Consider the following 25,506-nt stretch of genomic DNA (forward strand, 5'->3'; position numbering starts at 1 on the left):
TGCGCAGGTACTCCCTGTACCCGTAGGTCACTCCGACTCTGCATCAGTCAGAACGTCCCGGCCCCCTGGTCATGCACCGACCCTCATCGGGCGGCGCAATGGAAAGCAGCAGGGCGCTGCTTTCGTGTTCGAAACCTTTGCGCGTCCTGCGTCAGTACCACTTCGGATCTTTCTTCAGGGTTTCCATCAGCAGATCCTGCATGCCCTGATCAGGTTTGCCGAAGAAGCGATAAGTCGCGTGGCGCGTCGGCGACTTGTCCTGTGGCAGACCTTCCGGCACATCGACCAGCATGGCGTAGGCGTCATCCTTGTCGAAGCTGAAGGCCACGATCAACCGGTGATTCAGGCACTTGTCCTGACTCTCGCAGAGCGGGCCGACCAGATACTGATCACCATCTTCCGTAACGGCGTGCATCTGTTGTTCGGAGGTGCCGGACAGGTTGATTACCCATTCCGGTACGCGCTCTTCCTTTTTGATCACGCCTTCCCAGGTTTCACGGTACTGCGCGTCGGAGGCGAGCAGTTCGTTGACCCGAGTCTGGCCATCATTGGCCGCCATGGCCATGGCACTGCCGCCCAGAAGCAGGGCGGCGGCCAATGTCTTGAGACCGATCATCGTTAACCTCGGCCGCGACGGCCAAAGAAGAAGGAAGCGATGAACATCACCAGGAACACGACAAAGAGAATCTTGGCGATACCCGTGGCGGTGCCCGCGATACCACCGAAGCCCAGAACGGCGGCGATGATGGCAATGATCAAGAATGTAATTGCCCAGCTCAACATGGTGATTCTCCTTACTTCTCTATTTAGGGGTGTTTCCGGTTTCCGGCGCTACGCGCCCGAATGTATTCACTGACTTAGAAAACCCAGCGCTCTTCCCGTGGCAATTGATCCAGCGGTTGCGCCTGGTCGACATCGATCATGTGCATCGAAGCGTTTTCAGCCTGGCTGCTGCTCACGGCACTGAAGTGCGTCTGAGTGCTGTGCTGCATCGAAATCAATGGCTCGGGTTTACGGCTGTTTTCCCAGCTCATGTACTGCTGGCAGACGATCAGGGTGATCAGCAACGCCAGTACACCGAACAGACCTTGCTGGATCTGCAGTGGCGAAATACGTACTTGGGCGGCGATTGGGCGAGTCATCCTGTGTTCCTCACGCTTGTTCTGTTGGGGCAGTGCTGTTCTGCCCGGGCTGAGTGAGGTATTGCAGCCTGCATGCCAGTTTTTTGATGTCAGAAATTATCAATAAAAACAATAAGTTACGTACTCTTCGGAAATTTCCTGCGACGCATCCTGCACGATGGCTCTTCTGCGGTCGTGCGCAATGCACGATTATTTCGTGGGAAATTTCGATGATATGGAATTGCTACCGGTACGCAGATGTCAGAAGAGGACGCAGGATCTGCCCTGCAAAACGCCGAATGTTTTAAAACTCAACGAAATCAATGAATTGGCCGTTATGGCAGTAGAGAGCTACCCTCCTATGGCTGGTATCGTTCAGAATCAACCATGCAACTTGCCCGATTTTTCCGGGACTAACCCAAGACTAATCACTATGGAGCGTAGGAAAAATGGAATCTGCCACTGAGCAACAAGGCCGCATTCTGCTGGTGGACGATGAATCCGCCATCCTGCGTACGTTTCGTTATTGCCTCGAAGACGAAGGCTATACGGTAGCCACCGCCAATAGCGCAGCTCAGGCCGATGCTTTGCTGCAACGTCAGGTCTTCGATCTGTGCTTCCTTGATTTGCGTCTGGGCGAGGACAACGGTCTCGACGTCCTTGCACAGATGCGCATTCAGGCGCCGTGGATGCGCGTAGTGATCGTCACCGCCCATTCGGCGGTCGACACTGCGGTTGATGCCATCCAGGCTGGCGCCGCCGATTATCTGGTCAAGCCGTGCAGCCCTGATCAACTGCGCCTGGCCACCGCCAAGCAGCTGGAAGTGCGCCAGCTCTCTGCGCGCCTTGAAGCGCTGGAAGGCGAGATCCGCAAACCGAAAGACGGTCTCGATTCCCACAGCCCGGCGATGAAAGTCGTGCTGGAAACCGCACGGCAGGTCGCAAGCACCGACGCCAACATTCTTATCCTTGGCGAGTCCGGTACGGGTAAAGGTGAACTGGCCCGTGCGATCCACGGCTGGAGCAAGCGCGAGAAGAAGTCCTGCGTCACCATCAACTGCCCGTCGCTGACTGCCGAGTTGATGGAAAGCGAGCTGTTCGGCCATAGTCGTGGCGCGTTTACCGGTGCCAGTGAAAGCACCTTGGGGCGTGTTAATCAGGCTGATGGCGGCACGCTGTTTCTCGACGAGATCGGCGACTTTCCTCTGACTCTGCAACCCAAGTTGCTGCGCTTCATTCAGGACAAGGAGTACGAGCGGGTCGGCGACCCGGTCACTCGCCGCGCCGATGTGCGCATCCTCGCCGCCACCAACCTCAATCTCGAAGACATGGTCCGCGACGGCCGCTTCCGCGAAGACCTGCTCTATCGCCTCAACGTCATCACCCTGCATCTGCCGCCATTGCGCGAGCGCGCCGAAGACATCCTGACCCTCGCCGATCGCTTCCTCGCACGCTTCGTCAAAGAGTACGCGCGTCCGGCGCGCGGCTTCAGCGATGAGGCGCGCGAAGCATTGCTCGGTTATCGCTGGCCGGGCAACATTCGCGAACTGCGCAACGTGGTCGAGCGAGCAAGCATCATCTGCCCGCAGGAACGCGTGGAAATCAGCCATCTGGGCATGGCCGAACAACCGGCCAACAACGCGCCACGGGTCGGCGCGGCACTGAGCCTGGACGAGCTGGAGAAAGCGCACATCGGCGCGGTTCTGGCCACCGCCGGCACTCTGGATCAAGCGGCGAAAACCCTCGGCATCGACGCCTCGACCCTGTATCGCAAACGCAAGCAGTACAACCTGTGAGCACTGCGCGATGAAACTGGCGATCAAGCTGCGCACGCGCCTGTTCCTGAGCATTTCTGCGTTGATCACCGTGGCCTTGCTCGGGCTCTTGCTCGGGCTGGTCAGCGTGATGCAGATGGCCGGGTCGCAGGAAGCGCTGGTGCGCAGCAACTTTGTCACTCTGGATCTGGGCCTCAAGCTGCGCCAGACCCTCGGTGATCAATTGATCATCATGCTCGCCGAGAAGCCCGACCCCGTCGCGTTCGAAGCGTCCAAGCAGCACTACTTCGAGTTGCTCGACCAAGGCATCGCCCAGCAGCAGGAGGGCGATGGCCAGCCTTACGGTTTCCGCCAGGCCAAGGCCGATTACCTGAACTTCCTCGCCTCATTCGACGTCACCGCCGAAGCGGCAAAGAACGCCAGCACCAGCGCGGATTTCCGCGAGCGCTTCAATATCCTGCGTAATGGGTTGATTGCTGAGCACAAGCACGCGCTGGACAGTATCAATGAGGTGCAGCACGCCGCTCGCGAACGCGCCCTGCTGATAGCCGGGCTGCTTGGCCTGGTCGGGCTGGCAGTGCTGATCATCGGTTTTGTCACGGCGCAGGGCATTGCTCGGCGCTTCGGCGCACCGATCGAAGCGCTGGCCAAGGCTGCCGACAACATCGGCCAGGGCAACTATGACGTGACTCTGCCGATTTCCACGGCCATGGAAGTCAACCTGCTGTCGCGACGCTTCGGCCTGATGGCCGAGGCGTTGCGCGAACACCAGGCGATGAATGTCGACGAACTGTTGGCCGGCCAGCAGCGCTTGCAAGCGGTGCTCGATAGTATCGACGACGGTTTGTTGATGATTGATCGCCAGGGCCAGCTCGAGCACCTCAACCCTGTTGCTCAGCGCCAGTTGGGCTGGGAAGACGATCGACTGGGCCAAGGCTTGGGCACCGCGCTCGGCCGCCCGGAACTGGATGCGCAACTGCAATTGGTCCTGCGCGGCGGCACGCTGGAGCGGGCGCCGGAAGATCTGAGCATCGAAGTCGATGGCGAATCGCGCCTGCTGACTTACAGCCTGACGCCGGTCAGTCATACCCAAGGGCATATTCTCGGTGCGGTGATGGTGCTGCACGACGTCACCGAGCAACGCGCGTTCGAGCGCGTGCGCAGTGAGTTTGTCTTGCGCGCTTCCCACGAGCTGCGCACGCCGGTCACCGGCATGCACATGGCTTTCGGGCTGTTTCGCGAGCGGGCCAAGTTCCCGGCGGAATCGCGCGAAGCTGACCTGCTGGATACGGTCAACGAAGAAATGCAGCGGCTGATGCAATTGATCAACGACTTGCTGAATTTCTCGCGCTACCAGAACGGTCTACAGAAACTCACCTTGGCGCCATGTTCCATTGAGGACCTGCTGGAGCAGGCGCAGCTGCGCTTTGCCGACGTGGCTGCGGCCAAAGGTGTTGCGCTGAACGTCGAGATTCAAGGCCCGCTGCCGAGGTTGCAGGCTGATCAGGCGCAACTCGATCGAGTCCTCGACAATCTGATCGACAACGCCCTGCGCCATACCGCCCGCGACGGCCAGATCCGTCTGCAGGCGCGCCGCCATGGCGAGCGGGTGATCATCAGCGTCGAAGACAATGGCGAAGGCATTGCCTACGGCCAGCAGGGGCGGATTTTCGAGCCGTTCGTGCAGGTCGGGCGCAAGAAGGGCGGCGCCGGGCTCGGCCTGGCGCTGTGCAAGGAAATCGTCCAGTTGCACGGCGGGCGCATGGGCGTCTACTCGCGGCCTGGGCAGGGCACCCAGTTCTACATGGCGCTGGCCGTTTAAGCCTCGTCGTCCATACGCCGCCCGGCCAGGCGTCGACCTCGGGTGATCAGTTCGATGAATTGCACGGCGCTCAAGGCGTGGGCGAACAGCCAGCCCTGACCGAACTTGACCCCCTCACTGCTGAGCAGCGCTGCCTGGGATTCCAGCTCGATGCCTTCGGCAATCACTTTCAGATCCAGCGCCTGCGCCATGTGAATGATGTGCGGAGCGACGCCGCTGCTCGCCGCGTCATGGCCCAGCGCATCGATGAACGCCTTGTCGATCTTCAGGCAGTCCACCGGCAAGGTCTGCAGATAGGCAAGGCTGCAATAGCCGGTGCCGAAATCATCGATCAGCACCTGATGGCCAACGTCGCGCAAGGCTTGCAGGTTTTCCCGCGCCACCACTACATCGATCAGACCGCGTTCGGTCACTTCGAAGGCTATCTGCCGCGCGGCGACACGGTGCAGCGCCAGCAGCCGCGCCATGACCTGGCCGATGCGCGGCACCATGACATCGCAGGCCGCGAGGTTCACCGAGATATACAGCTGCGGATTGGCGCGCAGTAACTGGCCCAGTTGTTCGAGCAGACGCTGCAACACGAAGTCGGTCATCTGCCGGATCTGCCCGGTGTTCTCGGCCATGGGAATGAACAGGTCGGGGCTGGTCAGGGTGCCGTCCGGGCGCCGCCAGCGCAGCAGCGCTTCGGCGCCGACGCAGTGGCGGCTGTCGAGGTCGAAGATCGGCTGATACAGCACCTGCAACTCACCCCGGCGGATCGCTCCGTGCAGCTCGGCATCCAGTGACTGGCGCTGACGCACCAGCAGCAAGGTCAGAAAGCCGACAACGGCGCCGGCGATCAGGCACACCGGCAACAGCCACCACCACACAGCCGGGACGTGCATGCCCGTGCGCGGCGTGATCAGCACCAATTGATATTCCGGGTTGTCGGTGGGCATGCGATAGATCAGCCGCGTTTGTGTGACTTGCAGCGCATCACGGCTCTTCGGTGGCCAGGGTTCGGTCGGTGGCCAGGTCTGTGCGGTGCCGAGCACCGGGATCGCGCGAGTGCCGTGATCGAGTACCACCAGCAGGCTGCTGCCGGGCGACAGATCGACCATGTCGGTCAAATGTCCGCGCGAGGTAGCGACACGGAAGTTACCGCGCCCGAGCATCAGTGCCGCGCGGTTTTCATCGGGTTCGGTGGTGGTATTCAGCCAATAGCTGTAGGTCGGGCCCTGAATGTCCGGCGCGCGCACCAACGACAGACCTTCCTGGCGCGGACGGTTGGAGCAGAATCGCGAAGCGTCCATATATGCCGCTTCATAGACGAAGCGGTAGTTGAAGGTGACTTGCTGCAGAGTCGCGATCATTTCTTCGTCGCAGCCACGCAAGGGCTGGGCTTCAAGATCGTCGAGACTTTCGCGCAACTGGCCGAACAATTGTTCGAGGCGAGCGAGGAAACGCTCGCCCTGGGCGTTCATTTCCTGGCTCTCGCGCACTTCCATCTGGCGTATCGCCGCGAACATACCGCCGGCGATCAACAGGCTGGCGCTGAGGACAGCCGCGATCATCGCCAAAAAAACAGGGCGATAAAACCAGCTACGCAGCGTCTCTCGGGTCGCAGCCATCAAGGATTTTCCGAAGAATTACCATGAGTTATAGCTGCTGATTGCGATTTCGCCCTGACCGTCGGGCGGGCGTCATTATTTTGTCTGATTGAGGACCAGAAGAAGTGCTGCGGTTTGCGCATCCGGCGTCCCGTCGAAGCGAGCAGGGCGGTAATGCATCTGGAACGCGGCGAGGACATGCCGCGTGGCGATGTCCAGCTCGCCGGTCTGCGGTGTGTCGTAACCCAGACGCGCGAGTTGCGCCTGGAACCAACCGATCTCCGGCAACGGGTTGCTGTTGAACACCGCCTGCTGACGCGCCACCGCTTGCTCGTTCGGCCACAGGCCAAGACCTTCGGCGGCGAGACGTTTCCAGGGGAACAGTGGCCCCGGATCAAGCTTGCGCAACGGCGCGATGTCGCTGTGACCGATGATGTGCCGCGGGCTGATGCCGTTGCGTTTGCTGATGTCCTTGAGCAGGGTGATCAACGACTGGATCTGCGCTTCGCTGTACGGATACCACAGGCGCCCGGTCGGTGTGTCCTTGTAGCCGGGATTGACGATTTCGATGCCGATGGAACTGGAGTTCAGCCAGGTACGGCCCTGCCACTGACTTTCGCCGGCGTGCCAGGCCCGTTGGTTTTCGTCCATCAGCTTGTAGATTGTGGCGTTGTTGTCATCGCCGATCAGGTAATGGCTGCTGACGTCGCCATGGGTCAGCAATTGCAGCGAACGCTCCAGCGACGCCGAGGTGTAATGCACCACGACAAACTGGATGCGGCTGTCGTAATTGGCCGAAGGGTGGCTGGTGTCGTAACGCGGGCCGCTGGCGCAACCAGCGAGGACGAACAGCGAGGCAACAAGGGCAAAGAATTTCATGGCAGAGGACAATACGCAGAAGACAGTAATGCAACAGTGTAACGTACCGGTTTGGCCAGCGTTCGCCAGCGGGCGGAATTAAACAAAATGGAACAATTGCCTTAGCCGAGCTCCACTCGGTTGCGTCCGGCGTTTTTTGCCCTATACAGCGCCTGATCGGCTCTTTTCAACACAAGATCGCTGTGTTCTCCCACCCGGAATGACGCGAGTCCCATGGAAATGGTGATAGTCACTCGCTCGCCCTTGAAATGAAACGGGCAGGCTTCGATCGCCGCGCGCAGGGTTTCCAGCAGTTTCGCGCCAACCGCTGGTGGCGTCGCCGGCAGCAACAGCACGAACTCTTCACCGCCGAAACGGGCGATGAAATCCGAGCCGCGCAGGCGTTTGCGCAACACCGTGGCGATGATCTTCAGGACTTTGTCGCCCGCCAGGTGGCCGTAGCTGTCGTTGATCCGCTTGAAGTGATCGAGGTCGAGCATGGCCAGGCTGAGGGTGTTGCCGTGCTGCTGCCATTGCTGGATTTCATGCTCCAGGCGTTCGCTCCACGCCGCGCGGTTGGGCAGGCCGGTCAACGGATCGATCAGGGCTTTCTGCCGCTGTTCCTCAAGGTGTTCGCGGAAACCCAAGGCTTCCTGCTCCATATGCGCGACCCGCTCCGACAGGCTCTTCAGCCTGGCGGCGACTTCCTGCTCGCGGGCGTCGCGCTGCTTCTGGTGCTGATCCATCGTTCCCAGCAGGCCTTCCAGATGATTCTCCAGCACATGCTTGAGGTCATCGAGGTCGGCTGCTTGCTGGACGCTGCTCTGCAAGCCGTCGACCTGCTCGCGAATCTGCGTGTCCATGGCCCGCGCCGCCGAGCTGTTGTCGGCATGCCCTTCGCTGGCCGCTTGCAGGTTGCTCTGGAACGCTTCAAGGCGTTCGTTGAGCTGTTGCAGATAGGCTTCGAATTCGTGCTGACCGCTATCGGTAATCGCCAGCATCAAAGTTGCAAGATCGTCGAGGATCGGCAGCAGTTCGTACCAGTTCAACCCGTGTTTGAGCCGTTCGCGCATGGCTTCGGCTTGCGGCCGGTGACGCTCGGGCAGGGTCAGGTCATCGAGCAGGCCGATCAGCGTGTCTTCGATGTGTCTGGCCACGGAGCTGTAGGACGGCTCCGGGGAATCCGGCAGAGCGAAGAGGATGTCGTGTTCCGACTGCTCCGGGTCGATGGCGGCCAAGGCTTGAGCAATCGGTTCGGGCAGGGGCAGGCTATCGAGGATCAGCGGCGAGGGATCGCCGGGGTGGATCAATTCATCGGGGTTGAACGCCTCGGTTGCTGGCGCAGCGACGGTCATCTCGGCGTCCGCGGCGGGTTCAACTTGCGCTAGCTCGGCTTCAACGACGACCACAGGCGCAGCGAACGCAACGACTTGCGGCACATCAGGCGGGGTCTGGGCGGGCGTTTCGATGATGGTCGCGGGCGCTGCGATCGCTGGCTCCGCGTTGGCCACCGGTGCCGATTGCGCAGGCTCCGGTTCAGGCTGCCTGGCTTCGACCGGCTGCGGCACTGGTGTTGCTGGTATGTCGGCCGCCGGTGCAACGGCTTCTTCACCGTCGCGACTACCAAACAAACGCTGCAACAACCCCGGCCGACCCGGCTCGGCAGGCGTTTCCAACTGACTCAAGGCCTTGCCCTGCAAGCCACTGAGTTCGCTCAGCAGCAGTGGCATTTCCCGCGCCTGACCGACGCGGCTGTCCAGTTGTTTGGCGAATTTCTTCAGCGGTTGCGCGACTTCGCGCGGCAGCGGCAAAGCCTGCAACTGGGTGACCAGCGCGGTCAGCGCGGTGCTGACCTGATCAATGCGGGTCTCACGGCGCTGCTCGGAGTCGAGCACGGCTTTTTCCAGACGCGGCAGCAGGGCCGCGAGGCCGGCGTCCATGTCATCGGTGCGCACGACTTCGCGCATTTCTTTCATGCACTGATCGACGACCTTGTCGGTGCCCTCGGCCGCCAGCGTGCTGCGCACCAGACCGCGCCGCAGCAGGTCCAGTCGCGCGGCCCAGCGGCGTTCGAGCTTGTCCTGCTGTTCGATGCTCTTGAGGTACTTCTCTTTCCAGCGCTGGGCGTCGTCGCTCATTCACAGGTTCCGCGAGGGGCAGGGCTCAACGCGGGCAATGCGTCGGCCGTGAGCGAACCCGGCAGACGAATTTCCACCGCGACCGGCAGGTGATCGGAAATGGGCTGGGCCAGCACCTCGACCTTTTCCAGGGTCAGGGTCGGGCTGAGCAGAATATGATCAAGGCAACGCTGTGGGCGCCAGCTGGGGAAGGTCGCTTCCACCTGCGGGGCCAGCAGGCCGAGATCGCGTAACGGCGAGTGTTCGAGCAGGTCGCTGGCATGGGTATTCATGTCGCCCATCAGCACCTGATGCTTGTAACCGCTGATCAAATCACGAATGTAGGCCAGTTGCAGGCTGCGCGTCCGCGCGCCGAGGGCCAGGTGCATCATTACCACCACCAGCGCTTCCGGACCTTCGCCGAAACGCAGCAGGATCGCGCCGCGACCTTTCGGGCCGGGCAGCGGATGATCCTCGATCGCCCACGGCTTCAGGCGACTGAGCACGCCATTGCTGTGCTGGGCCAGTCGACCGAGGTTGCGATTGAGTTGTTGATACCAGTAGGGAAAGGCGCCGAGATGGGCCAGATGTTCGACCTGATTGACGTAGCCCGAACGCAGGCTGCCGCCATCGGCTTCCTGCAGCGCGACCAGATCGAAGTCGCCGAGCAGGTCACCGATCTTCTGCAGATTGCCGGAACGCCCGGTGTGCGGCAGCAGATGCTGCCAGCTGCGGGTCAGGTAATGCCGATAGCGCTCGGTGCTGATGCCGACCTGAATGTTGAAACTGAGCAAGCGCAGACGCTGGTCTGCGGGCAGGCCCGTAGACGCCAGATGATGCTCGTTGACCTGCGGATCATGCAGGCCAACGATGCGTTCGGACTTCCAGCGGCGCATGGCGAATGCCGCGCTTAGTTGGCAGCAGCCTTGTTAGCCGCTCGCTCTTTGGCGACCAGATCGTCAGCCAGCTTCAATGCTTGCTCGGCACCACCGGCAGAGCCGATGTCGAAGCGGTATTTACCATTGACGATCATGGTTGGCACGCCAGTGATTTCGTACTTCTTCGCCAGCTCACGGGCCTTGACGATCTGGCCTTTGATAGCGAACGAGTCGAAAGTGGCGAGGAACTTGTCCTTGTCCACGCCTTGAGTGGCGAGGAAGTCAGCCATGTCATTCTTTTCGGTGAGCTTCTTGTGTTCTTTCTGGATCGCGTTGAACACGGCGTTGTGCACCTGGTGCTCGACACCCATGGCTTCCAGAGTCAGGAACATCTGGCCGTGAGCGTCCCATGGGCCGCCGAACATGGCGGGAATGCGCACGAAGTTGACGTCGGACGGCAGTTTTTCAACCCATGGATTGATCACTGGCTCAAAAGCGTAGCAATGCGGGCAGCCGTACCAGAACAGCTCGACCACTTCGATCTTGCCAGGCTTTGCAACCGGCACCGGATTGGCCAGTTCGACATAAGGGGCGGCAGGGGCTTCAGCGGCCTGGGCGGTGACGCCGAACAGGCTGGCAGCGACGAGGGCGGCGCTGATGATCAGATTACGCATGCTTTACTCCTGAACAATTTGGGTCGCCTCGCTCGACCTGTTGCGACACAGATCCTGGCGGGCATGAGTGCTGTAGTGTAACGGCAGCGGCCACAAAAAAGGGCGGCCAAAGCCACCCTTTTTATACTTGCTGCGAAGGATTAATCGAGCGTTAACGTGGCAGGCGTTACGCGCCTCGTGCAACCCTCGAATCAGGGTCTCAGTGCAAGCCCTGGATGTAGCTGGAAACCGCAGCGATGTCTTCGTCGCTCAGCTTGCGTGCGATGGTGCGCATGGTCATTGCGTCGCCGTCGTTGGCGCGACCGCCTTCTTCCTTGCGGAAATCGGTCAGTTGCTTGGCGATGTATTGCGCATGCTGGCCACCCAGGTGCGGGAAGCCTGCTGCAGCATTGCCGGCACCGTTCGGCGAATGGCAGCCGGTGCAGGCTGGCAGGCCTTTTTCCAGGTTGCCGCCACGGAACAGCGCTTCACCGCGAGCGACGATCTTCGGATCGGCGGCGCCGACGCTGCCTTTCTGGCTGGCGAAGTACGCAGCGATGTCGGCCAGATCCTGGTCATTCAGGTTGGTCAGCAGCCCGGTCATTTCCAGCACTACGCGCTTGCCCGACTTGATGTCGTGCAATTGCTTGTCGAGGTAGCGTTCACCTTGACCTGCCAGTTTCGGAAAGTTTGGCGCCATGCTGTTGCCGTCCGGGCCATGGCAGGCTCCGCACACGGCAGCTTTGGCCTGGCCTGCTGCGGCATCGCCGGCAGCATGGGCGATACCTGAAATTCCCACGGTCAACAGCAGACTCACGATCAATTTGTTCATCAGCTAATCCAACTACGGCTAAGGGTTAAGTTATGGACCGGGCTTACTCTCGCTCATCCACAGGATGATGGCCTGGTAATCCTCGGCACTGCAGTCCATGCACAAACCACGCGGCGGCATCGCCTTGAAACCCTGGGTCACGTGTTGCACCAGCGTCCCCATACCTTTCGCCAACCTCGGCGTCCAAGCTTCCTGATCGCCTCTTGCGGGCGCCATGGGTAGTTGGCCGGAATGACAGGCACCACAAACACGGTTGTACACGGCTTCCGGATCCTGTGTAGCCTGTGCGCTGTAAAGCGGCATCAAGACTCCGGCAGCCAGCAGCCATTTCGTCATAAAACGACCTTTTCAGGGTTGAGAGCGTTCTGCGTTCTAATGCGCAATCAAAGTCTGTCGCTCTCGTGAGCTTCATCCTTCGCTGGGACAAAGCACACACAAAATCTGCGGCATTATATACTGGCGTCACTGAAACGGAAGCGACACCGCGTTCCGCGCCCAATCCCGGCGCCGCCCACATCGGAAATCCCATGCAACTCAAGAATCCCATCCTCGGCCTGTGCCAACAGTCCACGTTCATGCTCAGTGCCGCCAAAGTCGATCAATGCCCTGACGACGAAGGCTTCGAAGTGGCGTTTGCCGGTCGTTCCAACGCCGGCAAATCCAGCGCGCTGAACACCCTGACTCACGCCAGCCTGGCGCGCACCTCGAAAACTCCGGGTCGCACACAGCTGTTGAACTTCTTCAAGCTAGACGAAGATCGCCGTCTGGTCGACCTGCCGGGCTACGGTTATGCAAAAGTACCGATCCCGCTCAAGCAACACTGGCAGCGCCACCTTGAGGCTTACCTCGGTGGTCGGGAGAGTTTGAAAGGTCTGATTCTGATGATGGACATCCGCCATCCGATGACCGACTTCGACCTGCTGATGCTCGACTGGGCCGTCGCCGCCGGCATGCCGATGCACATCCTGCTGACCAAAGCCGACAAACTCACCTACGGCGCAGCCAAGAACACCCTGCTGAAAGTACAGTCGGAAATCCGCAAGGGCTGGGGCGACTCGATCACCATCCAGTTGTTCTCCGCACCAAAACGCATGGGCCTGGAAGAGGCCTACACCGTATTGGCCGACTGGATGGAACTGGCAGACAAAAACACCGAGGCCGCTGCCGAGTAAATTCAGAATGGGGAAAAATTGGTTGTAGTGTGGCCAGGCAAGGCAAAAGTAGCGCTAAAAAGCGGAGTTTAGGGGACCTAAATGAGCATTTTTAGCGATGCTTTTAACGCAGCATGGCCGCGCTACAGCCGATTTTTTGGCAAAAAAAGCCCCGGATTTCATTGGGGAGGGAGAAATTCCGGGGTTCAAGTTCCGAACCGCTAGGGCGGGGTTCAGATATCTGCCAACACTTAACACAACATAGGAGCATCGAAGGGCTTCACCAGCCATTCAGTACCTCTGAGTGTTCGGTCGACAGATTAGTTCAGATTTTTTTCAAAAAGCTTTGGAATAGCCTCAAGCATTTATCGTTCTAAGCCGGTTTACGGGGCTTGCCGCGACGTCGCGTCGCGGCACCTCTACAAAATCAGTGCGCCTCATCCCAGTTGTTGCCCACGCCAACTTCCACCAGCAGCGGCACATCCAGTTTCGCCGCTTCGCTCATGTGCGTACGAATTTCGGCGCTGACCTGCTCGACCAGATCTTCGCGAACCTCCAGCACCAGTTCATCGTGCACCTGCAGGATGACGCGGGCATCCAGCCCCGACGTGGCCAGCCAGTTATCCACGGCCACCATGGCTTTCTTGATGATGTCCGCTGCCGTGCCCTGCATCGGCGCGTTGATCGCCGTACGTTCAGCGGCGGCGCGTTCCTGCGGCTTGTTCGAGTTGATCTCCGGCAAGTACAGGCGACGACCGAAGAAAGTTTCGACGTAACCCTGATCCGCCGCTTGCGCGCGGGTACGCTCCATGTATTCGCGCACGCCTGGATAACGGGCGAAGTAGGTGTCGATGTAAGCCTTGGCGGTCTTGGTGTCGACGCCGATGTCCTTGCCGAGCTTCTGCGCGCCCATGCCGTAGATCAGACCGAAGTTGATCGCCTTGGCGCTGCGGCGCTGGTCCGAGGTCACTTGATCAAGCTCGACCTTGAATACTTCGGCAGCGGTTGCAGTGTGCACGTCGAGATTGTTGCGAAAGGCGTTCATCAGGCCTTCGTCGCGGGACAGGTGGGCCATGATCCGCAGTTCGATCTGCGAATAGTCCGCCGCCAGTAGTTTGTAGCCCTTCGGCGCGACGAATGCCTGACGAATGCGCCGGCCTTCGGCGGTGCGCACCGGGATGTTCTGCAGGTTCGGATCACTGGAGGACAGGCGTCCGGTCGAAGCCACGGCCTGATGATACGAGGTGTGGATGCGCCCAGTGCGCGGGTTGATCTGTTCAGGCAGGCGATCGGTGTAAGTGCTTTTCAGCTTGCTCATCGAACGGTGCTCCATCAGCACCTTCGGCAAGCGGTGATCGTCTTCGGCGAGTTTCGCCAGCACTTCTTCAGCGGTGGACGGCTGGCCCTTGGCGGTTTTCTTCAGCACCGGCAGGCCGAGCTTTTCATAGAGAATCACGCCCAGCTGCTTCGGCGAGCCGAGGTTGAATTCCTCTCCGGCAATTTCGAAGGCTTCACGCTCCAGCGCGACCATTTTGTTGCCCAGCTCAATGCTCTGAATGCCGAGCAGTTCGGCATCGACGAACGCGCCCTGGCGTTCGATGCGCGCCAATACCGGTACCAGTGGAATTTCGATGTCGGTCAAGACGCTGGCCAGGCTCGGAATCGCGCTGAGCTTGTCGAACAGGATCTGGTGCAGGCGCAGAGTGATGTCGGCGTCTTCGGCGGCATACGGCCCGGCCTGTTCCAGAGCGATCTGGTCGAAGGTCAGTTGCTTGGCACCTTTGCCTGCGATGTCCTGGAAGCTCACCGTGGTGTGGTCAAGGTACTTCTGCGCGAGGCTGTCCATGTCGTGACGGGTCGCGGTGGAATTAAGTACGTAGGACTCGAGCATGGTGTCGAAGGCGATGCCGTGCACGCTGATGCCCTGGCTCTGATCGCCGCCAATGGCGCAGTTGGCCAGAATGTTCATGTCGAACTTGGCGTGCTGGCCAACCTTGAGTTTGCTCGGGTCTTCCAGAATCGGCTTGAGTGCGCGCAGCACGGTGTCGCGATCCAGCTGCTCCGGCACGCCGATGTAGGAGTGGGTCAGCGGGATGTACGCAGCTTCGTTGGCCTGTACGGCGAACGACAGACCGACCAGTTGCGCTCGCTGCGCGTCGATGCCGGTGGTTTCGGTGTCGAAGGCGATCAGCTTGGCGTTGCGCAGTTTTTCCAGCCAGACGTCGAAGCGAGCCTGATCGAGGATGGTTTCGTACGCGGCTTCGGCAGGGGCAGCAGGTGCCTCGGCTTGCGGGGCGCTGAACAGATCATGGGCGGGCGCAGGTTCGGCCGCCGCGCTCAGTTCCAGACGCTTGGCATCGCGATCCAGATCATTGAGCCAGCTCTTGAATTCCAGCAGGGTGTACAGCTCGTAGAGTTTGGCCGGATCTTCCTGACCCATCTGCAGATCGTCGAGGCCGATATCCAGCGGCACGTCGACCTTGATGGTCGCCAGTTGATAGGACAGGAAAGCCATTTCCTTGTGCTCTTCGAGCTTGGCCGGCAGGGTTTTTGCGCCACGGATCGGCAGGGTCGGCACGATGTCGAGGTTGGCGTACAGCTCGGTCAGACCGCCGTTGACGCCGGCCAGCAGGCCGGACGCCGTCTTCGGGCCGATCCCCGGAACGCCCGGAATGTTGTCGGAGGAATCGCCCATCAGTGCCAGATAATCGATGATCTGCTCCGGTGCGACGCCGAATTTCTCCTTCACGCCCTCCACATCCATCGAGCTACCGGACATGGTGTTGACCAAGGTAATGTGGCCGTCGACCAGTTGCGCCATGTCCTTGTCACCGGTGGAGATGATCACCGGGCGATCGGCCGCCGCACTGCTGCGGGCGAGGGTGCCGATCACATCGTCGGCCTCGACGCCGTCGACGCACAGCAGCGGGAAGCCGAGGGCGATCACGCTCTGGTGCAGCGGCTCGATCTGCACGCGCATGTCATCGGGCATGCTCGGCCGGTTGGCCTTGTATTCGGCGTACATCTCATCGCGAAATGTTCCGCCCTTGGCGTCGAACACCACGGCGAAGGGGCTGTCCGGGTACTGCTTGCGCAGACTCTTGAGCATGTTCAGCACGCCTTTGACCGCACCGGTCGGCAGGCCTTTGGACGTGGTCAGTGGTGGCAGTGCATGAAAGGCGCGGTACAGGTAAGACGAACCGTCCACCAGGACGAGGGGGGCTTGGCTCATGAGCAGGATCAACCTTTTCGGCGGGTCCGGCGCTAGAATAGCGGGACCGTTGACGACAAAGGGACAAGGTTATCATGCGTACGTTAAATCGCTTGCTGCTGGTCGGGTTGATCGCTGTCTCACCACTGGCCGCGATTGCGGCGGATGATGCGCCGGGCGGCGACCCCGAGGTCACCATCCGCACGGAGGGCGACAAGACTATTCAGGAGTACCGTCAGAACGGTTTCCTGTATGCGATCAAGGTCACGCCGAAGGGCGCGCCGCCGTACTTTCTGGTGCGCGCCGACGGAACGGATGCCAACTTCATCCGCTCGGACCAGCCGGATATGCTGATCCCGTCATGGAAGATCTTCGAATGGAAGTAGGTTTTTAATTCACTTGTGGCGCCGCCGTTGCGGCGCCCGTACTGGCAGTCAAGACATGTCTGTGTTCACTCCCCTGGCTCGGCCCGAGCTGGAAACCTTTCTCGCCCCTTACGGGCTCGGCCGCCTGCTCGATTTCCAGGGGATCGCCGCCGGCAGCGAAAACACCAATTTCTTCATCAGTCTGGAGCAGGGCGAGTTTGTCCTGACCCTGGTCGAACGCGGCCCGGTGCAGGAGATGCCGTTCTTCATCGACCTGCTCGACGTGCTGCACGAAGCCGAACTGCCCGTGCCTTACGCCCTGCGCACCACTGACGGCGTGGCACTGCGTGAACTCAAAGGCAAGCCGGCGTTGCTGCAACCGCGTCTGTCGGGCAAGCACATCAAGGTCGCCAACGCCCAGCATTGCGCCCAGGTCGGTGAGTTGCAGGCACATCTGCATCTGGCGACTCAGGGCGAGCGCATGATCAAGCGCAAAACCGATCGCGGCCTGGACTGGATGCTGGAGGAGGGCACTGAATTTCTCTCGCACCTGAGCGATGAGCCGCGTGCCTTGCTGCAAAAGGCGCTGGATGAGATCACCGAGCGCAAAGAGAAGATTCTTGCGCTACCTCGCGCCAATATTCACGCCGATCTGTTCCGCGACAACGCCATGTTCGAAGGCACCCATCTGACCGGGTTGATCGACTTCTACAACGCCTGCTCGGGGCCGATGCTGTACGACGTGGCGATCGCGTTGAATGACTGGTGTTCGGACGAGGAGGGCGTGATCGATGGCCCGCGCGCCCGGGCATTCCTCGGTGCCTACGCGGCGCTGCGCCCGTTCACGGCGGCGGAGGCTGAGCTCTGGCCAACGATGTTGCGTGTGGCTTGTGTGCGGTTCTGGCTGTCACGCCTGATCGCCGCCGAGCAGTTCGCCGGGCAGGATGTGTTGATTCACGATCCGCAGGAATTCGAGCAGCGCCTGGCGCAGCGGCAGAAGGTCAATACACCGTTGCCCTTCGCCCTCTGAGTAGATTCGCCAAGCAAACACGAACCTGTGGGAGCGAGCCTGCTCGCGAAGGCGGCGGCCCGTTCAGCATTTTTGCTGACTGACCAACCGCTTTCGCGAGCAGGCTCGCTCCCACAAGGTTTGTGTTGTTACAGCGACTCCAGGCACCCGGCCAGATCATTGCTGAGTTTTTCCAGCACCTGCTCATAGCCCTGAGCCGTCGCCGGCGTATAACCACCCAACGCATCCAGCTCGGCGAGTTTCACCGGCAAACCGGCCACCAGGGTTTCCGCCAGGCGCGGACGCAATGGCGGCTCGCTGAACACACAGGTCTTGCCCACTTCCTGCAAGCGCTTGCGCATCGCCGCGACATGCTGGGCGCCGGGCTGTACTTCAGCGGCCACCGCGAACACGCCCGCGTGCTTCAGGCCGTAAGCGTCTTCGAAATAATCAAACGCCTCATGAAATACGAAGTACGGCTTGCCTTCGACATTGGCCAGACGCTTCTTCAAGCGCTGATCCAGCGCATCCAGACGTTCATCGAAGGCGTTGGCATTGCTCTGATAACGCTGCGCATTGGCCGGGTCGGCGGCGCTGAGGTCGGCGGCCATTTTGTCGGCGATCACCCGCGCATTGACCGGTGACAGCCACAAATGTGCATCCAGCGAGCCGGGGCGATGATCGTGATCATGCTCGTCGGCTTCTTCGGCATGGGAATGGTTGTCCGCGCCGAAATGCCGCAGCTTGAGCCCCGGCAGATCCTGCACGGCGACGCTCGGCAGGCTGCGACCGCCGAGTACGCGCGGCAGGAAACCTTCCATGTCCGGGCCGATCCAGTAGAGCAGATCGACCGACTGCACCTTCCGTACGTCGGATGGGCGCAGGGCGTAATTGTGCGGCGAGGCACCCGGCGGCAGCAGCACCTCGGGAATCGCCACGCCGTTCTGCACGGCAGCCGCAATCAGCTGCAACGGTTTGATACTGGTGAGCACTTTGACCTCGGCCTGGGCCGTACCGATCAGCAGAAAACTGGCAACAAAAGCCACAAAAACAGAAAAAAGTCGGGACACGATGACCACTCAAGGAAGCGAGAACGGGTAACATAATAACGTCTCCAGCAAATCTCGTCGCCGCTCATGCCTATTACACCGATTGCCAGCCGTCCCCACGACCACTCCCATTGCGTGCACAGCGCTCTGTCCGAGGCCGATACCTTGTGCGCGCAGAAAGGTTTGCGTCTGACTGCCCTGCGCCGCCGCGTGCTGGAACTGGTCTGGCAAAGCCACAAGCCGCTGGGAGCCTACGACATCCTCGCGGTGCTCAGCGAGCAGGACGGCCGCCGCGCCGCGCCGCCTACCGTGTACCGCGCACTGGATTTCCTGCTCGAAAACGGCCTGGTCCATCGCATCTCGTCGCTCAACGCCTTCGTTGGCTGCGTGCATCCTGAACACGCGCATCAAGGCCAGTTCCTGATCTGCCGCGAGTGCCACGCCGCTATCGAACTTGAGCAAAAAGTGATCAGCGACGCGATCATCAGCAGCGCCAAGGACGTGGGTTTCATCGTCGAAGCGCAGACGGTCGAAGTGGTTGGTCTGTGCGCCGGTTGCCAGGGGGCCTGATGAGCAACGCGCTGATCCGTCTGGAGCAGGTCGCCGTCACGTTTGCCGGGCAGACCGTGCTGGACAACATCGAGCTGAGCGTCGAGCCGGGGCAGATCGTCACCCTGATCGGCCCCAATGGCGCCGGCAAGACCACGCTGGTACGCGCCGTGCTCGGGCTGTTGAAGCCGAACAGTGGCAGCGTCTGGCGCAAGCCGAAATTGCGCGTCGGTTACATGCCGCAGAAACTGCATGTCGACCCGACGCTGCCGCTGTCAGTGCTGCGCTTCCTGCGCCTGGTGCCTGGCGTCGATCGTTCGCGTGCCTTGGCCGCGTTGAAGGAAGTTGGCGCCGAACACGTGATCGACAGCCCGGTGCAGAGCGTTTCCGGCGGCGAAATGCAGCGTGTGCTGCTGGCTCGGGCACTGCTGCGCGAGCCGGAACTGTTGGTGCTGGATGAACCGGTGCAGGGCGTCGACGTGGCCGGGCAGGCCGAGCTGTACAGCCTGATCACCCGTCTGCGCGACCGCCACGGTTGCGGCGTGCTGATGGTGTCCCACGATTTGCATCTGGTGATGAGCACCACCGATCAGGTGGTCTGCCTCAATCGTCACGTCTGCTGCTCCGGGCATCCCGAGCAGGTCAGCGGCGATCCGGCATTTGTCGAGTTGTTCGGCAAGAACGCGCCGAGTCTGGCGATCTATCACCACCATCACGACCACGCCCACGACCTGCACGGTTCGGTGGTCAAAGGCCCGCTCGGCGGGCAACCTCATGTTCATGGAGACGGCTGCAAGCATGGCTGATTTTCTTTTGTACGCCCTGCTTGCAGGTCTGGCCCTGGCGCTGGTGGCCGGACCGCTCGGCTCGTTTGTGGTGTGGCGGCGCATGGCCTATTTCGGCGATACCCTGTCCCACGCCGCATTGCTCGGCGTGGCACTGGGCTTTTTGCTGGACGTCAGCCCGACCGTGGCGGTGACGGTCGGTTGCCTGCTGCTGGCGGTGCTCTTGGTGACGCTGCAACAGCGTCAGCCACTGGCGTCCGACACACTATTGGGAATTCTTGCACCGAGCACGCTCTCTCTCGGCCTGGTGGTACTAAGCTTCATGCATGAAGTGCGGATCGACCTGATGGCCTATCTGTTCGGCGACTTGCTGGCGATCAGTCCGAGCGATCTTGCGTGGATTCTCGGTGGCACCGCGGCGGTGCTGTTGTTGCTGGTGACGCTGTGGCGGCCGCTGCTGGCGGTCACCGTGCACGAAGAATTGGCGCGGGTCGAAGGCCTGCCGGTTGCGGGTTTGCGCTTGGCGCTGATGCTGTTGATCGCGGTGGTGATCGCCGTGGCGATGAAAATCGTCGGTGTGCTGCTGATCACTTCGCTGCTGATCATTCCGGCGGCTGCGGCACAGCGTCACGCCCGTTCGCCGGAGCAGATGGCCTTGGGCGCGAGCCTGCTGGGCATGCTCGCGGTGTGCGGCGGGCTGGCGTTGTCGTGGTTCAAGGACACCCCGGCGGGGCCGTCTATCGTTGTGACGGCAGCCGCGCTGTTTCTGTTGAGTTTTGTTCTGCCCCGTCGTGGGGTGTAGACTTGGCCGCTTTTTGCGCAATTAGAGAGTCGCAGGAATGAAGCCGTTCGCCTCCCGTTATCTGCTCCTTGTCGCATTTTCAGTGCTACTGGGCGCCTGCCAAAGCACGCCGCCGGTGGCTGAAGTCCCGGACGCGCGGGCTACGGCCATCGCGCAGCTGGAGCAAAGCCTGGCCAGCAGCGAACTGGCCACCGCCGAAGACCAGTTGGCCGCGTTGCAGGCCGCGACCCCCAACGATCAGTCCCTTGAGCAGTACCAGCGGCAGCTGGCCGAGGCGTACCTGCGCCGCAGCCAGATCGTTCTGCAGAAAGGCGATGTCAACGCTGCCGCCACCGCGCTCAGCCGCGCCCGTGCTCTGATGCCCAAGGCGCCAGCGCTGACCGGCGGCGTCAACGGCGCGATCACCGAAGCGCGCAAGGCCGAGCTGGAAAAGGCTGAGGCCGCGCTGCTGGCTGCCGAAGCCAGGCCGAAAGCCAAGGTCATCGACCCGACCGCCGAGAGCACCACTGTTGCGTTGAACATCGGCGATATTCACAAGCTGCAACGACAACTCGATGCGATCGCCGCCGATGTGGTGAATTACGAATGCGCCGTCAGCATTCAGGCGCCGCGCACCGCGGATTATCCGTGGCTGGCGACGTTGCTGAGCAAGCGAGTCAAGAAGCTCGATCCTGATTTTGATTTGCAGATCGAGAAGCAGATCTTGCGCACGGTTCCGGCGCAGATGGTTTTAAGTCCGCGCAAGCCATAAAAAGCTTCGCGAGCAGGCTCGCTCCCACAGGTGCAACAGCGTACCTGTGGGAGCGAGCCTGCTCGCGAAAGCGTCCTCTCAGCCAATAAAGATCTTAAGCCGGAATAGCCTTGGCCTTAGGCTCCCGCGCCCAGACCCGATGCTCGCCGATCGCGGCGAAGAACGGTTTGGTCAACGCCCCTACATCCGCGCCCTGCAGCAGCCCAGCATCCGCATCCAGCTTCAGCAAGTCCTGCAATTGCTTGGCCTCGCCGTGCAGCGCGATCGCCTTCAGGTGCTTGTAGGCTTCGAGCAGGTAGTGCAACGCCACGCCGTCACCGCTCAACGCGGTAATCGACGCCGCGCCACCCGGTACGAACACCGCATCGAACGCAATTGAAGGCATGCCTTCCATCGACGCATCCACCGGCAATGCCTTGCCGTCAGCGGTCTTCACTGGCGCCGAGGTCGGGCCGAGCAGTTTCGCGTGGGCGCCTTCGGCTTCAAGTGCTTTCTTCATCGCATCGATGGCTGCAGCATCAACGCCGTTGGCCGCGAGAATCGCCACTTTGCGCGTCTTGATGTTGCCTGGCAGCAGGTTGGCCTGGCTCAGCGCTGGCGATTGCTCCAGCGAGGTCTTGCGCACTTCGACCGTGCCTTTGGCGGGTGCCGGCAAACCAAGGTTTTCAGCCACACGTTTGGCCAGGGTCAGGTCGATATTGGCGAGGATCTCGTTCACTTCACGGGCACGGATGAACTCACGCTCGACCTTGCCCAGCTCGAAGCTGTAGGCAGCGATGATGTGCTCTTTTTCGTGGTCGCTCATGCTGTTGAAGAACAAGCGGGCCTGGGAGAAGTGATCGCTGAACGACTCGCTGCGCTGACGGATCTTCGCCGCATCGATGCGCTCCGGGTAGCTCTCGAAACCACCGTCCTGTGCCGCTGGCGGGGTTTCTTTTGGCCAACCGCCGTCGATCGAGTTCGGCTCGTACGAGGCACGCCCCTTGTCGATGGTGGTGCGGTGTTGCGCATCGCGCTGGCCGTTGTGGAACGGCGCCACCGGACGATTGATCGGCAGCTCATGGAAGTTCGGCCCGCCGAGTCGGCTGATCTGCGTGTCGGTATAGGAAAACAGCCGACCTTGCAGCAACGGGTCATTGGAGAAGTCGATACCCGGCACAATGTGGCCAGGGCAGAAGGCGACCTGCTCGGTTTCGGCGAAGAAGTTGTCCGGGTTGCGGTTCAGGGTCATTTTGCCCAGCGGCGTAATCGGGACGATTTCTTCTGGAATGATCTTGGTCGGGTCGAGGATGTCGAAGTCGAAATCGTGTTCGTTCTCTTCTTCGACGATCTGCACGCCCAGTTCCCATTCCGGGTAATCGCCCATCTCGATCGCTTCCCACAGGTCGCGGCGGTGGTAGTCGGTGTCCTTACCGGCGAGCTTCTGCGCCTCGTCCCACACCAGCGAGCAAGTGCCGGCGGTAGGGCGCCAGTGGAATTTGACGAAGCGTGATTTGCCCTCGGCGTTGATCAGGCGGAAGGTGTGTACGCCAAAGCCCTGCATGCTGCGCAGGCTTTTCGGGATCGCCCGGTCGGACATCGCCCAGATGACCATGTGCGCCGATTCCGGCACCAGCGAGACGAAGTCCCAGAACGTGTCGTGAGCCGAGCCGCCGGTCGGGATTTCGTTGTGCGGCTCGGGTTTCACCGCGTGGACGAAGTCCGGGAACTTGATCGCGTCCTGAATGAAGAACACCGGCATGTTGTTGCCGACCAGGTCGAAGTTACCCTCGTCGGTAAAGAATTTCACCGCAAAGCCGCGCACGTCACGCACGGTATCGCCGGAACCCCGTGGCCCCTGCACCGTAGAAAAACGCACGAACACCGGGGTTTTCTTACCCGGATCCTGCAGGAAACCGGCCTTGGTCAGCGCTGCATGGTTCTCATAGGTCTGAAAGAAACCGTGGGCGCCGGTACCGCGCGCATGGACGATACGCTCCGGAATGCGCTCATGGTCAAAGTGCGTGATCTTTTCACGCATGATGAAATCTTCCAGCAGCGACGGCCCGCGCGGCCCGGCTTTGAGGGTGTTCTGGTTGTCGGCGATCTTCACGCCCTGATTGGTGCGTAGCGCCTGACCGGTGGCGTCGGAACGGAATTCTTCCAGGCTGTCGAGCTTGGCGTTGGTGTTGGCGCGATCCGGGGTATCGGTCCCGGCCATTTCGCTTTTATCAGGTGCAGGCTTTTTGATGCTCATCAGACGTAAACTCCTCGTTTGGCCCCGGATGCCTTCCGAAGACCCTTGAGTGATTCCCGGGCACGGCACCCAGGGGTTTCAAGTCGCTTAAGTAGTGACTGATGAGCGTTTCAGCCGTTCCGTTTATCTGACCTTTGATCGCGTTATTGCCAAATTGAAGGTTAATTGCGAAATAAATGCTAAGAACCTCTATACGGACAGGCTAAAATGCGCGCCCGGCTAACCGCTGATCCTTTTCCAACGCGCCCCACAAGGTTCGCTACGTGATCGAGTTTCAAAACGTCCACAAGACTTACCGCGTTGCCGGTAAGGATATTCCCGCGCTGCACCCGACCAGTCTCGCCATCGAGAACGGCCAGGTGTTCGGCCTGATTGGCCATTCCGGTGCGGGCAAAAGTACCCTGCTGCGTCTGATCAATCGCCTGGAAGATTCCAGTGGCGGCAAGATCATCGTCGACGGCGAAGAAGTCACCGCACTGGACGCCAACGGACTGCGCCGTTTCCGCCAGCAGGTCGGGATGATCTTCCAGCACTTCAATCTGCTCGCCTCCAAGACCGTCGCCGACAACGTGGCCCTGCCGCTGACCCTGGCCGGTGAGCTGTCGAGCAGTGAAATCAATCAACGAGTGGCCGAGCTGCTGGCGCGGGTCGGTTTGTCCGACCACGCGAAAAAGTACCCGGCGCAACTGTCCGGCGGTCAGAAGCAGCGCGTCGGCATCGCCCGTGCGCTGGCGACCAAGCCGAAGATTCTGCTGTGCGACGAGGCCACCAGCGCCCTCGACCCGCAGACCACCGCATCGGTCCTGCAACTGCTGGCAGAAATCAACCGCGAACTGAAACTGACCATCGTCCTGATTACCCACGAGATGGATGTGATCCGTCGCGTCTGCGATCAGGTCGCGGTGATGGACGCCGGGGTAATTGTCGAGCAAGGTCCGGTGGCCGATGTGTTTCTGCATCCGCAGCACCCGACCACCAAGCGTTTCGTCCAGGAAAGCGAGCAGATTGACGAGAGCGAGCAGCGTGACGATTTCGCCCACGTGCCCGGGCGCATCGTGCGTCTGACCTTCCAGGGTGAAGCGACCTACGCGCCGTTGCTCGGCACCGTCGCCCGGGAAACCGGCGTCGACTACAGCATCCTTGCCGGTCGCATCGACCGCATCAAAGACATTCCGTACGGGCAACTGACCCTCGCTGTCACCGGTGGCGACATGGAAGCGGCGTTTGCCCGCTTCACCGCCGCTGACGTTCACATGGAGGTGTTGCGCTAATGGCCGACCTGATGAGTTTCTTCGCCAATATCGACTGGTACGAAATCTGGCTGGCGACTGGCGACACCATGCTGATGCTCGGCGGTTCGCTGTTGTTCACCGTGCTGCTCGGTCTGCCGCTGGGGGTGCTGCTGTTTCTCTGCAGCCCGCGTCAGTTGCTGGAGAACCGTGGCCTCTACGCCGTGCTGTCGCTGGTGGTGAACATCTTGCGTTCGCTGCCGTTCATTATTCTGCTGATTGTGATGATCCCGTTCACCGTGCTGATCACCGGCACCTCGCTGGGTGTGGCCGGGGCGATCCCGCCGCTGGTGGTGGGTGCTACGCCGTTCTTCGCGCGTCTGGTGGAAACCGCGCTGCGCGAAGTCGATCGCGGCATCATCGAAGCGACCCAGTCGATGGGCGCGACCACGCGGCAGATCATCATGAACGCCCTGCTGCCGGAAGCCCGTCCGGGCATCTTCGCAGCGATTACGGTGACAGCGATTACACTGGTGTCCTACACGGCGATGGCCGGTGTGGTCGGCGCCGGTGGTCTGGGCGACCTGGCGATCCGTTTCGGCTACCAGCGTTTCCAGACCGACGTGATGATCGTCACCGTGGTGCTGCTGTTGATTCTGGTGCAAGTGCTGCAAATGGTTGGCGACCGCCTGGTCGTGCATTTCTCGCGCAAATAAGCGGTTTT

The 25,506-nt window shown here is 60.9% G+C and carries 24 protein-coding genes; 11 read left to right on the plus strand and 13 right to left on the minus strand.

The window, feature by feature from the left end; genetic code table 11:
• Positions 1-151 precede the first annotated feature (151 nt).
• From ACZ9BE_RS24800 to ACZ9BE_RS24810, 3 genes are all read right to left on the minus strand, one after another.
• Positions 152-616 carry an inhibitor of vertebrate lysozyme family protein gene (locus tag ACZ9BE_RS24800; protein ID WP_016772356.1) on the minus strand — a complete coding sequence of 155 codons (465 nt, stop codon included), beginning with the start codon at positions 614-616 and terminating at the stop codon, positions 152-154.
• Between the two features lie 2 nt (positions 617-618).
• Positions 619-783 (minus strand): DUF1328 domain-containing protein, encoded by a 165-nt coding sequence (locus ACZ9BE_RS24805; protein WP_003177151.1) that lies wholly within the window; start codon positions 781-783, stop codon positions 619-621.
• Positions 784-857: 74 nt separating this feature from the next.
• Positions 858-1,142 (minus strand): hypothetical protein, encoded by a 285-nt coding sequence (locus ACZ9BE_RS24810; protein ID WP_024014979.1) that lies wholly within the window; start codon positions 1,140-1,142, stop codon positions 858-860.
• Positions 1,143-1,570: 428 nt separating this feature from the next.
• On the opposite strand from ACZ9BE_RS24810, the gene algB reads away from it, so the two are divergent.
• Both algB and ACZ9BE_RS24820 read left to right on the plus strand, forming a co-directional pair.
• Positions 1,571-2,917 carry a sigma-54-dependent response regulator transcription factor AlgB gene (gene algB / locus ACZ9BE_RS24815; protein WP_024014980.1) on the plus strand — a complete coding sequence of 449 codons (1,347 nt, stop codon included), beginning with the start codon at positions 1,571-1,573 and terminating at the stop codon, positions 2,915-2,917.
• A gap of 10 nt (positions 2,918-2,927) precedes the next feature.
• The gene (locus tag ACZ9BE_RS24820) at positions 2,928-4,718 is read left to right on the plus strand and encodes an ATP-binding protein (RefSeq protein ID WP_056791205.1); all 1,791 of its coding nucleotides are present in this window, start codon (positions 2,928-2,930) and stop codon (positions 4,716-4,718) included.
• On the opposite strand, the gene ACZ9BE_RS24825 is transcribed toward ACZ9BE_RS24820, so the two are convergent.
• The 7 genes from ACZ9BE_RS24825 to ACZ9BE_RS24855 all read right to left on the minus strand — a co-directional run bounded on the left by ACZ9BE_RS24825 (position 4,715) and on the right by ACZ9BE_RS24855 (position 11,981).
• Positions 4,715-6,328: an EAL domain-containing protein gene (locus ACZ9BE_RS24825; protein ID WP_252868539.1), complete on the minus strand. Its 1,614-nt coding sequence runs from the start codon at positions 6,326-6,328 to the stop codon at positions 4,715-4,717. The genes ACZ9BE_RS24820 and ACZ9BE_RS24825 overlap by 4 nt on opposite strands.
• A gap of 75 nt (positions 6,329-6,403) precedes the next feature.
• Positions 6,404-7,186, minus strand: coding sequence for an N-acetylmuramoyl-L-alanine amidase (locus ACZ9BE_RS24830; protein WP_476250040.1), 783 nt, complete (start codon positions 7,184-7,186; stop codon positions 6,404-6,406).
• A 101-nt stretch (positions 7,187-7,287) separates the two neighbouring features.
• A complete protein-coding gene (locus ACZ9BE_RS24835; RefSeq protein ID WP_476250041.1) occupies positions 7,288-9,303 on the minus strand; it encodes a GGDEF domain-containing protein in 2,016 nt (671 codons plus the stop codon).
• The gene (locus tag ACZ9BE_RS24840) at positions 9,300-10,178 is read right to left on the minus strand and encodes an endonuclease/exonuclease/phosphatase family protein (RefSeq protein ID WP_024014985.1); all 879 of its coding nucleotides are present in this window, start codon (positions 10,176-10,178) and stop codon (positions 9,300-9,302) included. The genes ACZ9BE_RS24835 and ACZ9BE_RS24840 overlap by 4 nt, the downstream gene beginning before the upstream one ends.
• A 14-nt stretch (positions 10,179-10,192) precedes the next feature.
• Positions 10,193-10,834 carry a thiol:disulfide interchange protein DsbA/DsbL gene (locus tag ACZ9BE_RS24845; protein WP_476250042.1) on the minus strand — a complete coding sequence of 214 codons (642 nt, stop codon included), beginning with the start codon at positions 10,832-10,834 and terminating at the stop codon, positions 10,193-10,195.
• A 199-nt stretch (positions 10,835-11,033) separates the two neighbouring features.
• Positions 11,034-11,645, minus strand: coding sequence for a c-type cytochrome (locus ACZ9BE_RS24850; RefSeq protein ID WP_041476483.1), 612 nt, complete (start codon positions 11,643-11,645; stop codon positions 11,034-11,036).
• Positions 11,646-11,675: 30 nt separating this feature from the next.
• Positions 11,676-11,981: a c-type cytochrome gene (locus tag ACZ9BE_RS24855; RefSeq protein ID WP_016772347.1), complete on the minus strand. Its 306-nt coding sequence runs from the start codon at positions 11,979-11,981 to the stop codon at positions 11,676-11,678.
• A gap of 191 nt (positions 11,982-12,172) precedes the next feature.
• Here ACZ9BE_RS24855 and yihA point away from each other — a divergent pair, with 191 nt between their 5' ends.
• Complete coding sequence (gene yihA / locus ACZ9BE_RS24860; protein WP_150637305.1) at positions 12,173-12,817, plus strand: ribosome biogenesis GTP-binding protein YihA/YsxC; 645 nt, start codon at positions 12,173-12,175, stop codon at positions 12,815-12,817.
• A 406-nt stretch (positions 12,818-13,223) separates the two neighbouring features.
• Here the strand turns inward: yihA and polA are convergent, their stop codons facing one another.
• Positions 13,224-16,028, minus strand: a complete 2,805-nt coding sequence (gene polA / locus ACZ9BE_RS24865) for a DNA polymerase I (protein WP_476250043.1) — start codon at positions 16,026-16,028, stop codon at positions 13,224-13,226.
• Between the two features lie 74 nt (positions 16,029-16,102).
• Between polA and ACZ9BE_RS24870 the strand changes: the two genes are divergently transcribed.
• Both ACZ9BE_RS24870 and ACZ9BE_RS24875 read left to right on the plus strand, forming a co-directional pair.
• Positions 16,103-16,393: a DUF2782 domain-containing protein gene (locus ACZ9BE_RS24870; protein WP_041476480.1), complete on the plus strand. Its 291-nt coding sequence runs from the start codon at positions 16,103-16,105 to the stop codon at positions 16,391-16,393.
• A gap of 55 nt (positions 16,394-16,448) precedes the next feature.
• Positions 16,449-17,402: a homoserine kinase gene (locus tag ACZ9BE_RS24875; protein ID WP_256807434.1), complete on the plus strand. Its 954-nt coding sequence runs from the start codon at positions 16,449-16,451 to the stop codon at positions 17,400-17,402.
• 128 nt (positions 17,403-17,530) lie between these two features.
• Here the strand turns inward: ACZ9BE_RS24875 and ACZ9BE_RS24880 are convergent, their stop codons facing one another.
• Positions 17,531-18,451 (minus strand): zinc ABC transporter substrate-binding protein, encoded by a 921-nt coding sequence (locus tag ACZ9BE_RS24880; RefSeq protein ID WP_476250044.1) that lies wholly within the window; start codon positions 18,449-18,451, stop codon positions 17,531-17,533.
• Positions 18,452-18,517: 66 nt separating this feature from the next.
• Here ACZ9BE_RS24880 and ACZ9BE_RS24885 point away from each other — a divergent pair, with 66 nt between their 5' ends.
• The 4 genes from ACZ9BE_RS24885 to ACZ9BE_RS24900 are packed head-to-tail and all read left to right on the plus strand — an operon-like array spanning position 18,518 to position 21,317.
• Positions 18,518-19,000, plus strand: coding sequence for a Fur family transcriptional regulator (locus tag ACZ9BE_RS24885; protein ID WP_024014990.1), 483 nt, complete (start codon positions 18,518-18,520; stop codon positions 18,998-19,000).
• Positions 19,000-19,785 (plus strand): zinc ABC transporter ATP-binding protein ZnuC, encoded by a 786-nt coding sequence (gene znuC / locus ACZ9BE_RS24890; RefSeq protein WP_024014991.1) that lies wholly within the window; start codon positions 19,000-19,002, stop codon positions 19,783-19,785. Before ACZ9BE_RS24885 ends, znuC begins: the two co-directional genes overlap by 1 nt.
• On the plus strand, positions 19,778-20,566 hold the full coding sequence (gene znuB / locus ACZ9BE_RS24895; protein WP_056791234.1) for a zinc ABC transporter permease subunit ZnuB: 789 nt from the start codon (positions 19,778-19,780) through the stop codon (positions 20,564-20,566). Before znuC ends, znuB begins: the two co-directional genes overlap by 8 nt.
• Positions 20,567-20,603: 37 nt before the next feature.
• Positions 20,604-21,317: a PA5502 family lipoprotein gene (locus tag ACZ9BE_RS24900; RefSeq protein ID WP_016772339.1), complete on the plus strand. Its 714-nt coding sequence runs from the start codon at positions 20,604-20,606 to the stop codon at positions 21,315-21,317.
• Between the two features lie 94 nt (positions 21,318-21,411).
• On the opposite strand, the gene katE is transcribed toward ACZ9BE_RS24900, so the two are convergent.
• On the minus strand, positions 21,412-23,553 hold the full coding sequence (katE, locus tag ACZ9BE_RS24905) for a catalase HPII (protein WP_024014993.1): 2,142 nt from the start codon (positions 23,551-23,553) through the stop codon (positions 21,412-21,414).
• Positions 23,554-23,816: 263 nt separating this feature from the next.
• Between katE and ACZ9BE_RS24910 the strand changes: the two genes are divergently transcribed.
• On the plus strand, positions 23,817-24,824 hold the full coding sequence (locus ACZ9BE_RS24910; RefSeq protein ID WP_016772338.1) for a methionine ABC transporter ATP-binding protein: 1,008 nt from the start codon (positions 23,817-23,819) through the stop codon (positions 24,822-24,824).
• The gene (locus tag ACZ9BE_RS24915) at positions 24,824-25,498 is read left to right on the plus strand and encodes a methionine ABC transporter permease (RefSeq protein WP_016772337.1); all 675 of its coding nucleotides are present in this window, start codon (positions 24,824-24,826) and stop codon (positions 25,496-25,498) included. The genes ACZ9BE_RS24910 and ACZ9BE_RS24915 overlap by 1 nt, the downstream gene beginning before the upstream one ends.
• Positions 25,499-25,506 lie beyond the last annotated feature (8 nt).

This window comes from Pseudomonas sp. TE9122 (genome assembly GCF_056278925.1).

What these genes read in the sequence shown, in the direction of transcription:
- ACZ9BE_RS24800 (WP_016772356.1), bottom strand. Translation starts at nt 616, where the DNA reads ATGATCGGTCTCAAGACATTGGCCGCCGCCCTGCTTCTGGGCGGCAGT.
- ACZ9BE_RS24805 (WP_003177151.1), bottom strand. Translation starts at nt 783, where the DNA reads ATGTTGAGCTGGGCAATTACATTCTTGATCATTGCCATCATCGCCGCC.
- ACZ9BE_RS24810 (WP_024014979.1), bottom strand. Translation starts at nt 1,142, where the DNA reads ATGACTCGCCCAATCGCCGCCCAAGTACGTATTTCGCCACTGCAGATC.
- algB (WP_024014980.1), top strand. Translation starts at nt 1,571, where the DNA reads ATGGAATCTGCCACTGAGCAACAAGGCCGCATTCTGCTGGTGGACGAT.
- ACZ9BE_RS24820 (WP_056791205.1), top strand. Translation starts at nt 2,928, where the DNA reads ATGAAACTGGCGATCAAGCTGCGCACGCGCCTGTTCCTGAGCATTTCT.
- ACZ9BE_RS24825 (WP_252868539.1), bottom strand. Translation starts at nt 6,328, where the DNA reads ATGGCTGCGACCCGAGAGACGCTGCGTAGCTGGTTTTATCGCCCTGTT.
- ACZ9BE_RS24830 (WP_476250040.1), bottom strand. Translation starts at nt 7,186, where the DNA reads ATGAAATTCTTTGCCCTTGTTGCCTCGCTGTTCGTCCTCGCTGGTTGC.
- ACZ9BE_RS24835 (WP_476250041.1), bottom strand. Translation starts at nt 9,303, where the DNA reads ATGAGCGACGACGCCCAGCGCTGGAAAGAGAAGTACCTCAAGAGCATC.
- ACZ9BE_RS24840 (WP_024014985.1), bottom strand. Translation starts at nt 10,178, where the DNA reads ATGCGCCGCTGGAAGTCCGAACGCATCGTTGGCCTGCATGATCCGCAG.
- ACZ9BE_RS24845 (WP_476250042.1), bottom strand. Translation starts at nt 10,834, where the DNA reads ATGCGTAATCTGATCATCAGCGCCGCCCTCGTCGCTGCCAGCCTGTTC.
- ACZ9BE_RS24850 (WP_041476483.1), bottom strand. Translation starts at nt 11,645, where the DNA reads ATGAACAAATTGATCGTGAGTCTGCTGTTGACCGTGGGAATTTCAGGT.
- ACZ9BE_RS24855 (WP_016772347.1), bottom strand. Translation starts at nt 11,981, where the DNA reads ATGACGAAATGGCTGCTGGCTGCCGGAGTCTTGATGCCGCTTTACAGC.
- yihA (WP_150637305.1), top strand. Translation starts at nt 12,173, where the DNA reads ATGCAACTCAAGAATCCCATCCTCGGCCTGTGCCAACAGTCCACGTTC.
- polA (WP_476250043.1), bottom strand. Translation starts at nt 16,028, where the DNA reads ATGAGCCAAGCCCCCCTCGTCCTGGTGGACGGTTCGTCTTACCTGTAC.
- ACZ9BE_RS24870 (WP_041476480.1), top strand. Translation starts at nt 16,103, where the DNA reads ATGCGTACGTTAAATCGCTTGCTGCTGGTCGGGTTGATCGCTGTCTCA.
- ACZ9BE_RS24875 (WP_256807434.1), top strand. Translation starts at nt 16,449, where the DNA reads ATGTCTGTGTTCACTCCCCTGGCTCGGCCCGAGCTGGAAACCTTTCTC.
- ACZ9BE_RS24885 (WP_024014990.1), top strand. Translation starts at nt 18,518, where the DNA reads ATGCCTATTACACCGATTGCCAGCCGTCCCCACGACCACTCCCATTGC.
- znuC (WP_024014991.1), top strand. Translation starts at nt 19,000, where the DNA reads ATGAGCAACGCGCTGATCCGTCTGGAGCAGGTCGCCGTCACGTTTGCC.
- znuB (WP_056791234.1), top strand. Translation starts at nt 19,778, where the DNA reads ATGGCTGATTTTCTTTTGTACGCCCTGCTTGCAGGTCTGGCCCTGGCG.
- ACZ9BE_RS24900 (WP_016772339.1), top strand. Translation starts at nt 20,604, where the DNA reads ATGAAGCCGTTCGCCTCCCGTTATCTGCTCCTTGTCGCATTTTCAGTG.
- katE (WP_024014993.1), bottom strand. Translation starts at nt 23,553, where the DNA reads ATGAGCATCAAAAAGCCTGCACCTGATAAAAGCGAAATGGCCGGGACC.
- ACZ9BE_RS24915 (WP_016772337.1), top strand. Translation starts at nt 24,824, where the DNA reads ATGGCCGACCTGATGAGTTTCTTCGCCAATATCGACTGGTACGAAATC.